The sequence below is a fragment of the Arthrobacter sp. USHLN218 genome (assembly GCF_037144715.1).
GTDB lineage: Bacteria > Actinomycetota > Actinomycetes > Actinomycetales > Micrococcaceae > Crystallibacter.
Window position 1 is genome coordinate 230915 of record NZ_JBBCYT010000005.1, and the last position, 14927, is coordinate 245841.

Consider the following 14927-nt stretch of genomic DNA (forward strand, 5'->3'; position numbering starts at 1 on the left):
AACGTAAGACAACCAAGGGAAGAGGAAAGCATGGAACTGCAGGCAGACGTCGTCGTGGTGGGCCTCGGCGGCTGGGGCTCAAACGCCCTGTGGCGGCTGGCCAAGCGCGGCGTCTCGGTGATCGGTATCGAGGCCCGGTCCACGGCGCACGACCAAGGCTCGTCCCACGGCCTCACGCGCCTGTTCCGCATCGCCTGCCGCGAGCATCCGCTGCTCGGCCCGGTCGGGATGCGCGCCCGCGAGCTCTGGGAGGAACTCGGCGCGGCCACCGGCACCACGCAGCTCACCACCACCGGCGCGCTCATGGTCGGAGCCCACGGCAGCGAAACCATCCAAGGATCGCTCGCCGCCGCGGAAGCCGCCGGCATCGCCACCGAGCTCCTCGACCACGAAGCGCTGCGCTCGAGGTTCCCGCAGTACGGCAACCTTGACCCGGACGACGTCGGTCTGCTCGATCCCTTCGGCGGCATCAACTACCCGGAGCGCGCCGTCGAAGCGGCGACCCGCCAGGCCGTCGAACTGGGCGCCCGCGTCCTGACCGGCACTCCGGTCCGCAGCATTACCGACGACGGCGGCGGCGTCACCATCGAGACCGACGCCGACGTCATCCGCGCCGAACACGTCGTCGTCTCCGCCGGCTGCTGGGCCCCCGGCCTGCTGCCGGAGCTGTCCGACGTGCTGCAGCCCCGCCGCATGCCGATGTTCTGGTTCCGCCCGGCCGCCGACGCCGACAGCTTTGCGCTCCCGCAGTTCCCGGCCTTCATCCGCGACCTCCCCGGCGGTTCCGGCATCTGGGGCCACGGTTCCGGACCCGGCCACGCCATCAAGGTCGGCATGTGGGACGACGGCACCAACTTCGAGGACTGCGACCCCGATACCATCGACCGCATGGTGACCCGCGAGCGGGACTGGCAGCAGCTCTCCGGCCTCGTCACACAGGCCTTCCCCGGCCTGGACCCCGAACCCGTCGAAACCAAGATGTGCATGGTCACGGACTCCCTCGACGGCCAGTTCCTCCTAGGCCGGCTGGGCCCGGGATCGCGCATCATCGTCGCCAGCGGCGACACCGGCCACGGCTTCAAGCACGCCCCCGCCATCGGCGAACTCGCCGCCCAGGTAGCTCTGGGCGAGAGAACCTTCGTCGACCTGGACTTCCTGGATCCCGCACGCTTCGCCGCCAGCAAGGTCTTGGCCAAGCCCATCGGGAGGTAACAGCCAACAACGACGGCGGTGCGCCCGGGGATGTTTTCCGGGCGCACCATCGCTGGGGCTGGGTCTGGGTCTGGGTATGGGGCTTGCGGCGTGGGGCTTTCCGGCTTCGGCTTGGGCCTCAGGGTCGTGAGCTGGTGCTTCGGGTTTTTGGGGGCTGCGGCACCGTAGCGAAGTCAAGCAGCGAAGCCGGCTGGCCACGCAGTTCATTGTTCGGTTTCACCAACCGGTATACGTCGGAAAAGCTCGCTTTACTCGACGAAACGCAGCCTGCAAAGCTGGGCTATCAGCATCTAATTTCAACGCCGATGAAAGGCACTTCGCATGAGCAACTCAATGACGAGTACTCTGACCAGCTCAGCAGCCCCCGGCAGCGCGGTCCCCGACAGCACCGGGCTCTTTTCGGCTGAGAACCTCGGCCCGTACGACGCACCCTGCTCCGGGCCGGATTGTGCATACTGCTCCGGACCGGAAACGGATTAAGCACCTCCGGGCATCCGTTCGAGGATCCCTTACCGCGGCATCCGACACATCCATCATCCACGCGCTGACTCTGGAGGCACGTTGAAGCTCTTGCTTACCTCAGGCGGCGTGACGAACCCGAGCATTCACGCGGCGCTCGTGCAGCTTCTCGACAAGCCGGTCGCCCAGTGCCGCGCCCTGGTCATCCCGACAGCGCAGTGGGGTCACCCGATGTGCGGACCGGCACCGGTGCGGGGCCTCCTGGCCGCCGAGCACGACTTCCGTCATTTGTCCGGCCTGGGCTGGGCGTCAGTCGGCGTTCTCGAGCTCACCGCGCTGCCCACCATCGGCGCGGATCGGTGGGTCCCTTGGGTTCGGGAGGCTGACGTGCTCTTGGTCGAGGGCGGCGACGCGACGTACCTGTCCCATTGGATGCGGGAGTCCGGACTGGCCGAGCTGCTGCCGTCGCTTCCCGACACGGTGTGGGTGGGAGTGAGCGCCGGAAGCATGGTGATGACGCCGCGGATCGGGGAATACTTCGTCGAGTGGCCGTCCGCTCCGGATGATCGGACTCTGGGGGTGGTGGATTTTTCGATCTTTCCGCACCTGGACGCTTTCCCGGGCAACACCCTGGCCTACGCCGAGCGGTGGGCCGCCGAGATAGGCGTCCCTGCCTACGCCATCGACGAACAGACGGCTATCAAGGTCACCGACGGCGCCGTTGAGGTGGTTTCCGAAGGGCAATGGAAGAAGCTCGCGTGATAGGTGCCCGCCATTTGTGAATGGAAGGCGGCCGATGCCATCAGCGAGGGTTGGCTGCCAGCCATTTGAGTACCTGCTGGGCGTGCTCGTTCGGCGGGAAGATGGGGTAGAAGGCGTGTTCGATGAGGCCGTCGAGGACCACGAGGGTCAGGCGGGCGTAGAGCTTCCCATGGCCAGGGGCGGAGAACACGGGCAGGTCCAGTGCCTCCTGCAGGGCGAACTTCTCGTCCGAGAGCATCGGGAACGGCAGCTTCAGCCGCTCCACGACTTCGCGCTGGTAGTCGGTTTCCTGGCTGGACAGCCCGAATACGCGCGAGACTCCGGCGCCGGCGAGCTCCTTGAAATGGTCGCGGAAGTCGCAGGCCTCGGTCGAGCAGCCGCGGGCGCCGGGGATCTGGTCCCAGCCTGCCGGCAGGTCCACGCCGGGCCGGCCGGTCAACGGATAGAGGTAGACGATGGAGCGGCCCGGACCCAGCTCGGCCAGGTTGATCTGCTGCCCGTCCGTTGACGGAAGGGTAAGCGCAGGGACCGCCAGGCCGGGAAGGTGCGCCGCACCGCCGTCGTCAGTTGGAACTGGCAAACCCTCGGGCAAAACGCTGTAGTCGGTCATGGCAGAAGTCTCCAGACTGTTGAAGGAACGTTCCGCGCCGTCCTGCAGGCGGTCGGCGAGCAGTGCGCGGCGGGCGGTGAGCAGGGCAATGGTGCGGTCCAGTTCGCTGATGCTGTCCCGGTAGGCTGCGAGCGACGCCGGACATTCGTCGCCGTGCACGTGTCCGGCGTCGAGGCACTCGATGAAGGGGGCCGCGCAGCTCGGCGCGATCCCGCACTCGGCCAGCCGCCGGACCTCGCTGACGGCGCGCACGTGGAACTCGCCGTACTCGCGGTACCCGTTCGGCCGCCGTTCCGGGGTGATCAACCCGAGCGACTCGTAATACCGCACGGCCTTTGTGGTCACCCCGGCCCGTTCTACCAGTTCTCCGATCCGCATTCTGCCCTCCTCACGCCCTACCGTAAACCTTCCCCCTGAGGGCAAGGTCAAGTGCGGACAAGCAGCGCACCCGCGGCACTAGCGCGGACGGGCCATGAGCCCTTTGAGGGCCGCCACAAGCTTGTCGATCGTGCCCGGCGAGAGGGCACGCAGCGGCACGTTGGGCGCGCGGCTCTTGAAATCGGTCGCTCTGAGATTGTCCGCGACGGGCTTGAACTCGGGGATATCGGCGAGGTTGTCGAGGAACGTCTGGACGATGTCGGCGGGAGGCCGCTCATCCTCCGGCTGGGACGCCAGCCGGTTGAGGTCCAGCTCCACGGACGTGCCCAGGCCGTTGTAGACGTGCACCGCCAGCGTGCCGAGTTGTTTGCCGGAGCAGTCCGGGATCGCAAATCCCGCAGAGGGCTTAGCCGCCAGCGAGCCGGTGAGCATCAACCCGGCCAATTCCGCGGCCGACACGAGCACGTCGAACCCGGCGATGGCCTGCGAATCGTTCTCCTGGATCCACGAGCGGTACGTCGGCAGATCCCAGACAATCCTGGCCGTCCCGGACCTGTTGGCCTTGGCCTCCGCCGACTCCTGCCCGTAGATTTCCGGTACCAGGAGTTCGATCTCCCCGTGGGTCATCCGCGTGTACGCGACGGCGATCACCGACGTGTCCGGTCCGCTCATAGCGTTCAGGTACTCCACCATGCGCTTCAGCGGCTTGTTGATCTGGTCGGCGGCCAGGACCAGCCGGAACCGCCCGTCCGAAAGATTCCGGGCGATCGCCTCACGCAGCACATCGGCCTTCTCTTCGTCCAGGGCCGCCAGCAGGTCCGAACCCCGGTGCCGCCACTTCGCCAGGAAGTCATTGACGTCCATCTTCCAGAAGCAGGACGCGTAGTCGAAGAGCTGCCCGATGATTTCGCGCCGGATCTGCGGGTTCGCGGCGAGCTTGCACTCGACCAGCGTGAGCTCCCCGTTCTCATCCACAATGACGAGGTCTATCGGGCCCGGCTCCGTCAGGAATTCGCGGCAGGAGGCGGCCGCCGGCCCGACCCCGGGCACCAGCGCAGGATGGTCGCCAAGGAGCAACTGCATCTCGCTTTCCAGTGCATACCCGGCGACCTTAGGAGCAGCCCAGCCGTTTCCCTGCCGGAGCAGAATCTCAGTCATGCTCCCGTTCCCTTCCACGGTCGCCTCACTATAGTCCTCGGGCGGCAACGGCACTACGGCCCAAGGAACTGCAATCCGTGCGGGATACGGCCGCCTGACGCGACGGTAGGGTCCAGCCCCTTTAGGGGTCAGCGTCCCACTGCTCGAGCGGAGGAGCTGAAGGCGAAAACGCGGCACCGGGGATCGGACCACTGACCGGTTCAGGCGAGCAGCCGCCCCCACTCCGGATCCAGCAGGGGAGCGCCGGCCAGCTTCAGGCTGTGCCAGAGCGTCACGGCGACCGAGTCCAGCACCGGCACGCCGGTATGCTCCTCGATTTCGGCCGTGATGCGCGAGCCGTACAGATTGGTGCAGAGGTAGACCAACGCGTCCGGCCGAAGCCCGGCCAGCTCCAGCGAGCCCGGCCGCATTTCCCCATCGGTGGCCCGCGCGAAGGATTCATTGTCGCTCAGGCCCAGTGCGACGTCGCCAATCACCTTGATGCCACAATGCCCGTATGCTTCGGCGATGGCCCTGTTCACGTCCGGAGTGTATGGCGTGAACAGGCCGATCCGCTCGGTGCCGAGCGCCCCGAACGCCGCGAGGTAGGCCAGCGTGGAGGTGGTCGCCGGGATCCCGGTCGCTGCACTGATCTCCGCAGCCAGCTTCCGGTCATGCCCGGGGCCGAGCCATGAGCCGGAGGTGCCGTTCCACGCGATGACGTCCACGTCCGCGGTGGCCAGCAACTCCGCCGCCTCCCGCATCACGTCGGAGTCGAACTGCTTGTCGGAGGACGAGTCGAGGGCGATCCGGGTAACTGGAATCCGGGTGAAGTGCAGGGTTACGTCCTCGCGTGCGCCCAAGATCCGGTAGCTCTGCGGCTCCAGGCAGGTGTTGGACGAGGGGACAATCATGCCGATGCGGGTCGGCCGGGTTTCAGTGGGCATGGGTGGCTCCTAGGCTCGGGCGAGAAGGGTAGCGGCGGACGGTGTCGAGTGTTCGCGGAAGCCGCCGCGGTGGATGAAACGGCCCACGGGACCAGGGTCGCGGAAGCTGCCGTCGCTGACCACCACGCGCCCGGCGGAAACAACGACGGCGGGCCATCCCCTGAGTGCCTTCCCCTCGAACGGCGAAAAATCGGTTCCCATGTGCAGCGCGCGGCCGTCCACCGTCCGTTGCTCCTCCGGGTCGAAGAGCACCAGGTCGGCATCGTAGCCTTCGGCAACGATGCCTTTGCCCGGAACTGCGTTGATCCGGGCAGGGCCGGCGGAGAACACTTCGACGAAGTCCTCCACCCGGGCGCCCGGATGCTCCATCAGTGTGGTGAAGGTGACCGGCATGCGTGTTTCCACGCCGGGCAGGCCGTGCGGCATCGCGCGGACGTCGTCGGTCCGCTCGCGCTTCTGCGCCAGGTCGTAGCAGGAGTGGTCCGAGGCGACGGTATGGATGGCGCCGGCCGCGAACCGGGCGCGCAGCGCGGCCACGGTCTGCGGGCTGCGCATCGGCGGGCAGCAGGCGTACCACTCCGGAAAGCTCCCGCGGTAGACGGTGTCATCCAGTGCGAGATAGTGCGGACAGGTCTCCGAGAAGGCGTCCTGTCCGCGCCGGCGGGCTTCGGCGACCAGGTCCACCGCTCCCGGCGTCGACTGGTGCACAAAATACACCGGCGCTCCGACGTATTCGGCCATGGCCAGCACTTCCTTGACGGACGCTTCCTCGGCCAGCTCCGGCCGGGTCTCGGGCAGGTGCTCGATCCCGATCGTTCCGCCGCGAGCGTGCTGCTCCGTGCAGTCGTGGATGATGGCATCGTGCTCGGCATGGATGTAGGTCAGCCCGTCCAGCCGCACCATGTCGCGCATCACCTTGAGGATGGTGTCGGAGTTGGCCATCGTGGTGCCGCGGTTGGTGGTGTACATCTTCACCGAGCGGATGCCCTCGACGGCCAGTTCCTCCAGCTGCCCCGGCACCGTCTCGTCCCACTCGATCACCGAGCCGTGCAGCGCATAGTCGCAGCGCGAAATCCGGGCCAGCTCCTTCTTCTTCCGCGCCGCCGCCAACGGCGTTTCGGAGGCGTCGGCCGGAATGCCGAAGTCGATGATGGTCGTGGTGCCGCCCCAGAGCGCCGCCGTGGAGGTCACCGCGTAGTCGTCCAGCGTGGAGAATCGGCCGGTCACCTGAGCCACATGGCAGTGTCCGTCCACGCCGCCGGGAATGACCAGGCGGCCGGCGGCGTCGATGGTGCGCTGGGCCGTCGGCACGGGCAGGTCGGCGTCCTGCAGCTGCTCGATCCGGCCGCCGCGCACCACGATGTGCGCCTGCTGGCGGCCGAAGCTGTTGACGACGGTGGCGTTGGCGACCACCAGTTCGGGAGGTCCTTCGTTCACGGTTGCCTCCTAGCGTCCGGACGCGGCCGGCACGGATTGTAGGGAATCCAGTGCGGCCTCGAGCGCCGGGGAGAGCCCCTGCCGCCGCTTGGCCGGGGGAGCGGCGAAGGCGCCGGCGCGGTGCGTGCCGCAGTCCATCCCGACTACGGCTTCGGCCATGCGGATGCCCGCGGCGATGCCGTCCACCACCGGCACCGGGATCTGCCCGCGCAGTTCCCGGGCAAGTCCCGCCAGAGGTGCGCCCGCAAGGATTACGACGTCGGCGCCGTCGTTCTCCACTGCTTTCCGGCTGAGTGCCAAAAGGGTGTCCCGGAAATCGTGCTGCACGGCGCCGATCCCGCCGAGCTCCTCCTTGATCGAATGGATCGAGGCCAGCCGACTGGCCAGGCCGGAGCGTTCCACGCAGTCCCGGTACCAGGCCTTGATCCGGTCCGAGATCGCGATGATGGAGAACTTCTGGCCATGCAGTGAGGCCGCGTAAAGGGCGGCTTCGGTGATGCCGATGACCGGCACGTCCGCCAGTTCCTTCAGCGCGGGCAGGCCGGGATCGCCGAAGGCGGCGACGACAACGCCGTCCACCTGGCCGTGGTGCTCCGCGATGAGCTCGGCGACGGCGCCGGCGGCGACCAGCGACTCGAACCGGGTCTCGATGTATTCGACGCCGTGGCCCGCGGTGCGTACCACGAGTTTGGTGCCGAGGGAGGCCGAGCGCAGCGCCTCGGCCTCGATCAGCGCGGTCACGTCGCCGCTGATGTTGGGATTGATGACAAGGAGTTTCATGGCTTCTTCCGTTGCTCTGCCAAGTGGGTTCGGCGGTAGTCTTCGGGGAACTGCTGGCGGTACTTGTCGACGTGGTGGGCCGACTGGGCCGCGGCCTGCTCCGGGTCGCCGGAGGCGATGGCCTGAAGCAGCTCGCGGTGTTCAAGGATCAGCTCCGGCACGTCATTGGCGTAGCCGAAGATCCAGTTCATCCGGCCCTGCAGCGGTTCCAGCGCCGCCCGCAGGAAACCGTTGTCCGCGATGCGGGTGATGGCCTCATGGAATTCGCTGTTGGCGCGATGCGCTTCCACCAACTGCCCCTTGGCCAGGCATTGGTCGGCCTGGTCCAGGTAGCCCTCCAGATCGGCCAGGTCCTCCGCCGTTGCGCGGGTGGCGGCCAGCCGGCAGGCCAGGACTTCCAGCGAGTGCCGTACCGCGAACAGGTCTTCGACGTCCTTTTCATTGAGGCTGCTCACCTCGGCGCCGCGGGCGCCGCGGTCGCTCACCAGGCCTTCCTGGCGGAGCATCCGCAGCGCCTCGCGCACCGGCAGCCGCGAGACGTTGAACTCGGCGGCGAGATCGCGCTCTACGAGGCGGGTACCGGGGCCGTACCGGCCGTCGAAGATCCGCGAACGGATGGCATCGCGCACGGTCTCCCGGAGCGGCTTGTCCCTCTCGGGGGTCTGAGTCCCGGTCAGCATCTGTGTCTCCATCCGTTGTCGGTTCCCCGGGGCTTTCATCCCCGGCCTGTCTCGTGAGGTGCGATCTGCTGACGGCTACACCGGCAGCCGCTTGCTGTAGTCCAGCGCCAGCACTGCTACGCCCATAATCACCGCGGCGCCCACGAAGTAGAGCAGTGCCCAGGTGTAGGAGCCGGTGGCGCCGACAATCAGCCCGACCACGATTGGGGTGACGAAGCCGGCGATGTTGCCGCTGAAGTTCATCGCGCCGCCGAGCACGCCGGCGTTGGTCCGGCCGCCCAAGGTGGCTGGAATGGACCAGAACAGGCCGACCCAGCGCAGGAAGAACAGCACCATGGAGAGCAGTGCAACGGCGGTCATCGAGTCCGGGACGACGGTGACGCCGATCAGTCCACCGGCCACGACCAATGCGGAGATGCCGAGCAGGGTGCGCATCACGACGTTGGCGGAGCCGCCCTTTGCCCGCCAGCGGTCCGCGAGCCAGCCGCCGAGGATTTCCCCGACGAATCCGGCGCCGAAGATCACGAAGGTGGACCAGCCGATCGTCTTCAGATCGAAGCCCTTGGCCTCCGACAGGTACAGCGGGCCCCAGGTCAGCAGACCGTAGAACACCCCGTTGAAGCCCAGCCAGCCTAGGCACATCGCCCAGAAGGAGCGGTACTTCAGATAGGGCAGCAGCCCGCGGCGGCCGGAGTGGCCATCCGCGACGGCGGCAGCATCCTCAGCGGCATGTGATTCCTCGAGGTAGCTGGCCTCGGCCTCGTTGACGCCGCGGTGCTCGCGCGGATTATCGCGGACGTACCACCAGACGGCCAGGCCCAGCAGGACGGTTGCGGCGCCGGCAATGATGAACGCCCAGCGCCAGCTGCCTGTCGCGGCGATCAGGCCGGCGATGACGATACCGCCCACGCCGGCGCCCAGCGGCGCACCTGCGTCGAGGATCGTGGCACCCCGGCCGCGCTCCTTCGAATGCATCCAGAGCGCATTGAGCTTGCCGCCGGCGGGCATGACGCCTGCCTCGGTCACGCCGATGGCCATCCTGGCAATGAACATGCTGGCGAAGCCGCCAGCGAGGCCGGATGCTGCCGTTGCGGCGCCCCATCCGACGCAGGATGCGGTGACCATTTTGCGCGGTCCGAACCGGTCGATGAGCCAGCCGACCGGTATTTGCATCAGCGCATAGGTCCAGAAGAAGGCTGAGAGCAGTAGACCGACGAGTTCGGGGGAGAGGTTGAATTCCTTCTGGATGATGGGCAGCGCCACCGAGATGGAGCCGCGGTCGATGTAGTTGACGGTGACGAGGAGGAGCAGCAGCAGGAACAGCTTCCAGCGGACGTTGGTGCGACGTTGCACCTTCGACCGCTCGGGTGCCGAGCTCTCAGTCCGAGTGTTTTGAAGGGACACTTCTTCTCCTTCGATTAGGAGTTAGCGGGCAGGTCACCAGGAACATGCGAGCGGCATCTAATTCGTTGAGCGCCCGGAACCGGAACCTATGACGCGAGAGTCTTTTGGGATCCCGTTTTGGGATCCCAAAAGACAATGTATGGTGTGATGCAGGCAACGAACAAGGGTTTTTTGGGCTATATCGACATCCCAACCAGGAGGGCCCGGCGAAACGGGCGCTGCTGTGCGTTTCTACCAAGGAGGCGTATCCGGCTGCAGCGGCCCGTCGCCGAAGGGGCGGCTCCAGCCCTCGGGCGGTCCGGCCGATGGCTGGATGGATGAGCCCGAGGCAGCGGTCAACGGGAGACGTCCGTCCATGGTCAGGCTCCGCTCGTCTTCCTGCGGAGCCCCGGCACCGAGTTGTCCGCCGCGTTTCAGGGCAGGCACATGCCGGTAGCGGTTGCGTCGTGGCACCTGGGACGGGTCGATGTAGGCGGGTGGGATGAACCACGGTATCCCCTCGATCGATTCGATCGTCCAGTCTTCCGCGTGAACCAGGTGGTGATGGAACGAGCAAAGCAAGACGCCGTTTGCCACTGATGTCCGCCCCTTGTGCTTTTTCCAGAACCGGATGTGATGGGCTTCGGTCCAGTGCGCTGGCATGGTGCAGCCGGGAAAGGCGCAGCCTTTGTCGCGTGCAACGAGTGCCCGTCGTTGGGCCGGTGTGAACAGGCGTTGGGCGCGTCCGACGTCCAGGACTTCGCCCTTTCCGCCGAGGACGAGGGGAATGAGGTCGGAGTCGCAGGCGATTTTGCGGGCTGTCTGAGGTGTGATCATTCCGCCGAAGACGGCCTGCCCTGAGCTGCCGATGCCGGATACAAGGTCGTTGTAGTCGATGTTGACCATGACCTGCGGGCGGTGGCCGCCGGTGGCGGGAAGCTCGTCCGTAGAGAGCGCGATCCGGCAGGACCCGACGAGGCCTTGCAGCAACTGTTGGGGGCGGGTAGGCATCGGCCAGTCGGGGGCCGGGCGGTCATCCGCTTCCACGCCGGCGTCCTGCGCCGCCGAGGAGTCGCCTTCGGCCGTGAACGTCTTGCGCAGGCGCGGGTTCGTGTGCGTGTTCATGGCGGTGATCAGGTGTTCGTACTGTTCGTCGGTCGCAACGACTTCGAACCTGTTGAGGCCCCAGCGCTTCGGTTTGACGAAGACACCCTGCTGGGCGGCCAATTGTTCCGTATTCGGCTCCCGGCCGTTCGAGTCGATGGCGGCTTCCCATGTCCTGGTTATGACGCGCAGTGTGTCCAGATCTGACTCGGCGGCCTGCCGGGTCAGTTGCTGCTCCATCGCAGCGAAGTCCTCAGGGGAAGCGACGGGACGGACCCGTTCCAGTGTGTCGTGGATGAGCGTTGCGGCCTTGCCATCGATTTCCGATTCAGCCAACCCCGCTGCCAAGTGTTCGTACTTCGGCGGCGCTTCGCCGCCACTGATGAGGGTTTGCGGCATCGTGCCGGCGCCTAGGCGAACCCTGCGGTTGGCTTCGCTCCGGCTGATGCGCAGCCGGGCGCGGAGGTAATCCAAAGTGTCGCGGAACTCGGACTTCGACTCCGGGTTATTCGGGTCGCGGCCGAGCAACGCCGCGACATTCTGTTGGTCGACGGCATGCGCGCCAGTTATCTGCAGTTGCTCGACAGTCCTTGAGAGGTCCTCGACGAGCGCCACGCACTCTGCCAGTTCTCGCGGATCCTGTAGGGCCGCATCTTGGCGAAAGGTGACGGCAAATTCCTGCAACGCGCAGCGCATGGAAGCGAGGAAGCCGGGGGCTTCCTGCTGCGCTTCGAACGATGCGATTGCCATGAATTAACGCTATCGAAGGCGTATTCGAGATGCATCCAAAAAAGGACTGTGTGTAGGACAGGAAACGGCGTTCCAAAGGTGCATTGAATCAGACGGAATAGTAAGGCTGACAGCCGCAAAACCCCTGCGATCGCGCCGGGATCAGCGTGCCAAAAATCCACGCAGTGCGGTGGATTGTGTCGTTTCCTGCCCCTGCACTGATCAAGGTCACCGGGGACCGCAGGGTCGCCGGAAGGTTGTCGTGTCAGCGTCCCGCAAAAGTGTGGGCGAGCTATGTCGGCTGTATAGGGATCGGGCGGCGCGTTGAGTGCGCCCGTTTCCATGCGCCGTGCGCTGATATCCAAGCCGTCCCGGGCGGTCGCATTACAGACTGAAGGGTCAGTAATTGCGTGAGCCGCATCACCTCAACGTTGGGAGTTCAAAGATGGCAGTCAACGAGTTGGATTACATTGTGGTCGGCGCCGGTTCGGCCGGTTCGGTCCTCGCCCGCAGGCTGATTAACGCGGGGAAGACCGTGGCGGTGCTGGAGGCCGGCGGCGAGGACACCAACCCGGCGATCCACGATGTGTTCGCGCTCGGCTCGCTCTGGCATGGCCCCGAGGACTGGGACTACTACACCACAGAGCAGGAAGGCTGCGTCGGCCGCCGCCTGCACCTGCCGCGCGGCAAGGTCACCGGCGGCTCGCACGCCCTTAACGCCACCATCTGGGTCCGCGGCGCCAAGCAGGACTATGACACCTGGGCGTACCTGGGCTGCCCGGGCTGGAACTGGGAGGACGTCCTTCCGGTCTTCAAGGCCATTGAAACGTACGACGGCGGTGCCTCCGATACGCGCGGCGGTTCCGGCCTGCTTGATGTGGTGAAGGAGTACCCGCGCAACCCGGTCCAGAACGACATCCTCGAGGCCGCGCAGGAAGTCGGCGTGAAGCTCAACGAGGACTACAACTCCGGCGACGTCGAAGGCGTCTCCCAGATGCAGCTCAACATCCGCAACCGCAAGCGCTTCAACACCTGGCACGCCTACCTCAAGCCCGTCGTCGGCCACGAGAACCTCACGCTGATCACCAACGCGCACGTCCGCCGCCTGCTCATCGAGGACGGCACCGTCACCGGCATCGAATACGAGAAGGACGGCCAGCTGCACCGGCTGACCGCGGGCGAGACGGTGCTCGCCGCCGGCGCGATCAACTCGCCCGAGCTGCTGCTGCGCTCCGGCATCGGCCCGGCCGAGGAACTGCGCGAGGCAGGCATCGAGCCGGTGCTGGACCTGCGCGGCGTCGGCAAGAACCTGCACGACCACCTGCTCTCGCCGGTCATCTACACGACGACCAAGAAGGAGGTCCCCGCGCCCGAGGTCGCCCCGGCCGAGGTCCACCACTTCTGGAAGAGCAGCCCGGACCTGGCCGTGCCGGACACGCAGCCGATCCACTTCTCCGTCCCGATGTACTTCCTGGACGACATGACGGGCCCGGAGAACGGCTTCTCGCTCATCGGCGGAATCGTCCGCCCGCTCAGCCGCGGCGAGATCACGCTCTCCGGCCCCAACCCGGAGGACCCGATCCAGATCGACCTCGGAGCGCTCACCGCGGAGGAGGACGTCCGCGCCCTGGTCGCCTCGGTCCGGCAGTGCCGTGAGATGGGCCGCACCGCGGCGCTGGCCGAGTGGGGACCCGAAGAGGTCTACCCCGGAACCGAGTACTCCGACAGCGACGAAGACCTGGAGCGCTACGTCCGCGAAACCGCCGTGACCTACCACCACCAGGTCGGCACCTGCAAGATGGGCCTGGACGAGCTCGCCGTCGTCGACCCCCGCAGCCTCAAGGTCCGCGGCCTGGCCGGCATCCGCATCGCCGACGCCTCCATCATGCCGCTCGTCCCCACCGGCAACACCAACGCCCCCTCGGTGCTCATCGGCGAAAAAGCCGCCGAATTCATCACCGGCATCCCCGCCGGCACCGAGGCCTAGGCCTCACGGTGCTCTAGGGGGCTAAAACTGCGGGCCCGCCGGTTGTTCCGGCGGGCCCGCAGTGCTATCACGACGACGGTTTTTTCGTGAGGGGATCTCCCGCCTTCCGGCTCGCCGTCAGACGAGCTTGGCCAGTTCTGCGAGCAGGTCCTTCGCCCGCCGGTCCTGGTTCTCGGCGAGCATCTCGTTGGTCAGGAAGGAGAAGCCGACGTTCTTGCCGGGCCAGGCGCCGTGGAGTCCGCCGCCGGCGCCGGAATGGCCGAAGGCGGGCGCGACAGGCCCATAGGTTCCGATGGGGTCGGCGAGTTCGTAGCCGAGGCCAAAGCGCAGGGGCCTGTCGTTGATCGCGTCGACTCCCTCCGACCAGGTGGTGGTGGCGTCGGCCAGCGCCGGCGGGCTGACCACTCCGCCGGCCGGATCGGCAAGACGCGAGTAGAGGTTGGCCATGGCATCGGCGGTTCCGATGCCGCCGCCGGCGGACATCTCGCCCCGGCGCATGCCGATGCTGTTGAACGGGTCCTTATCCGGGTCCACCAGGTTCCGGTACATGCGCTCGACGATCTTGCGCCGCTCCGGATCCTGCAGGAAGGTGCTGATGGCATAGCTGTCGGAGCGGAAGACCGTGGCCACGCGGGGATCGAGCTCCGCCGGCAGGCCGAGGTAGATCTCCAGGCCGAGGGGCTCGCGGATGAGCTCGGCGATGAGCTGTCCGACCGGCTTGCCCGTGGCCCGGCGGAAGACCTCGGTCATCAGGTAGCCGTAGGTCGCGGCGTGATAGGCCACCTTTCTGCCGGGTTCCCAGAGCGGCGTCTGGGCGGCGAGGGCGCGGGCGTTTCCGGCGTTGTCCAGCTGCGGGTCGTCGCCCTCGGGCTCGGGGTCCACGTAGGGCAGGCCGACGGTGTGGCTGAGCAGCTGCGCGACGGTAACGGCTTCCTTGCCGCCGGCCGCGAACTCGGGCCAATACTCGGCCACGCGCTTGCGGACGTCGAGCATGCCGCGGTCCACCAGCATTGCCGCCACTGTGGCGACCACGCCCTTGGTGCCGGAGAACATGACCGCCATGGTCTTCGGGCTCCAGGCTTCCTCCACTTCGGCCGTCGGGGCTGTGCGTCTCGTAGTGCTGCCGCCGTAGAAGCGGGCCAGCGGTTCACCGCGCCGGTACACGCAGAACGCCATGCCGCCCTGCGCTGCCGCCAGATGCCGGGCGAAAACCTCCCGCAGGCCGGCAAACCCAGCTGGCGGCAGGCCGCCGTCGTTATGGCTCTCAAAATCCAGGTCCACGATTCTCCTTTTCAAACAAGTGCACTCGGTCAGAACAATGC

At 66.8% G+C, this 14927-nt stretch carries 12 protein-coding genes; 3 read left to right on the forward strand and 9 right to left on the reverse strand.

Going from position 1 to position 14927, the window contains the following annotated elements; genetic code table 11:
• The first annotated feature begins 30 nt into the window (after window positions 1–30).
• Together solA and WFH44_RS13460 are read left to right on the forward strand one after the other, a co-directional pair.
• The gene (gene solA / locus WFH44_RS13455) at window positions 31–1212 is read left to right on the forward strand and encodes an N-methyl-L-tryptophan oxidase (protein WP_336714399.1); all 1182 of its coding nucleotides are present in this window, start codon (window positions 31–33) and stop codon (window positions 1210–1212) included.
• Between the two features lie 561 nt (window positions 1213–1773).
• Window positions 1774–2433: a Type 1 glutamine amidotransferase-like domain-containing protein gene (locus tag WFH44_RS13460; protein WP_336714400.1), complete on the forward strand. Its 660-nt coding sequence runs from the start codon at window positions 1774–1776 to the stop codon at window positions 2431–2433.
• Window positions 2434–2473: 40 nt separating this feature from the next.
• Here the strand turns inward: WFH44_RS13460 and WFH44_RS13465 are convergent, their stop codons facing one another.
• From WFH44_RS13465 to WFH44_RS13500, 8 genes are all read right to left on the reverse strand, one after another.
• Window positions 2474–3421, reverse strand: a complete 948-nt coding sequence (locus WFH44_RS13465) for a redoxin family protein (RefSeq protein WP_336714401.1) — start codon at window positions 3419–3421, stop codon at window positions 2474–2476.
• Between the two features lie 78 nt (window positions 3422–3499).
• Entirely contained in the window at window positions 3500–4579 is a 1080-nt protein-coding gene (locus WFH44_RS13470) for a hypothetical protein (protein ID WP_336714402.1), read from the reverse strand.
• Between the two features lie 200 nt (window positions 4580–4779).
• Complete coding sequence (locus WFH44_RS13475; RefSeq protein WP_336714403.1) at window positions 4780–5505, reverse strand: maleate cis-trans isomerase family protein; 726 nt, start codon at window positions 5503–5505, stop codon at window positions 4780–4782.
• 9 nt (window positions 5506–5514) lie between these two features.
• Window positions 5515–6942, reverse strand: coding sequence for an amidohydrolase family protein (locus WFH44_RS13480; RefSeq protein ID WP_336714404.1), 1428 nt, complete (start codon window positions 6940–6942; stop codon window positions 5515–5517).
• Window positions 6943–6951: 9 nt separating this feature from the next.
• Window positions 6952–7722: an aspartate/glutamate racemase family protein gene (locus WFH44_RS13485; RefSeq protein ID WP_336714405.1), complete on the reverse strand. Its 771-nt coding sequence runs from the start codon at window positions 7720–7722 to the stop codon at window positions 6952–6954.
• Entirely contained in the window at window positions 7719–8402 is a 684-nt protein-coding gene (locus WFH44_RS13490) for a GntR family transcriptional regulator (RefSeq protein ID WP_336714406.1), read from the reverse strand. The genes WFH44_RS13485 and WFH44_RS13490 overlap by 4 nt, the downstream gene beginning before the upstream one ends.
• Before the next feature lie 75 nt (window positions 8403–8477).
• Window positions 8478–9755 carry an MFS transporter gene (locus WFH44_RS13495; protein WP_336714407.1) on the reverse strand — a complete coding sequence of 426 codons (1278 nt, stop codon included), beginning with the start codon at window positions 9753–9755 and terminating at the stop codon, window positions 8478–8480.
• A gap of 282 nt (window positions 9756–10037) precedes the next feature.
• Entirely contained in the window at window positions 10038–11639 is a 1602-nt protein-coding gene (locus WFH44_RS13500) for an HNH endonuclease signature motif containing protein (RefSeq protein ID WP_336714408.1), read from the reverse strand.
• A gap of 424 nt (window positions 11640–12063) precedes the next feature.
• Between WFH44_RS13500 and WFH44_RS13505 the strand changes: the two genes are divergently transcribed.
• Window positions 12064–13605, forward strand: coding sequence for a GMC family oxidoreductase (locus tag WFH44_RS13505; RefSeq protein WP_336714409.1), 1542 nt, complete (start codon window positions 12064–12066; stop codon window positions 13603–13605).
• Window positions 13606–13722: 117 nt separating this feature from the next.
• Here WFH44_RS13505 and WFH44_RS13510 read toward each other — a convergent pair whose 3' ends face one another.
• On the reverse strand, window positions 13723–14886 hold the full coding sequence (locus WFH44_RS13510; protein ID WP_336714410.1) for a serine hydrolase domain-containing protein: 1164 nt from the start codon (window positions 14884–14886) through the stop codon (window positions 13723–13725).
• Between the last annotated feature and the right edge of the window lie 41 nt (window positions 14887–14927).

Coding starts and splice junctions, on each gene's coding strand:
- solA (WP_336714399.1), top strand. CDS start 31: ATGGAACTGCAGGCAGACGTCGTCGTGGTGGGCCTCGGCGGCTGGGGC.
- WFH44_RS13465 (WP_336714401.1), bottom strand. CDS start 3,421: ATGCGGATCGGAGAACTGGTAGAACGGGCCGGGGTGACCACAAAGGCC.
- WFH44_RS13470 (WP_336714402.1), bottom strand. CDS start 4,579: ATGACTGAGATTCTGCTCCGGCAGGGAAACGGCTGGGCTGCTCCTAAG.
- WFH44_RS13475 (WP_336714403.1), bottom strand. CDS start 5,505: ATGCCCACTGAAACCCGGCCGACCCGCATCGGCATGATTGTCCCCTCG.
- WFH44_RS13485 (WP_336714405.1), bottom strand. CDS start 7,722: ATGAAACTCCTTGTCATCAATCCCAACATCAGCGGCGACGTGACCGCG.
- WFH44_RS13490 (WP_336714406.1), bottom strand. CDS start 8,402: ATGCTGACCGGGACTCAGACCCCCGAGAGGGACAAGCCGCTCCGGGAG.
- WFH44_RS13500 (WP_336714408.1), bottom strand. CDS start 11,639: ATGGCAATCGCATCGTTCGAAGCGCAGCAGGAAGCCCCCGGCTTCCTC.
- WFH44_RS13505 (WP_336714409.1), top strand. CDS start 12,064: ATGGCAGTCAACGAGTTGGATTACATTGTGGTCGGCGCCGGTTCGGCC.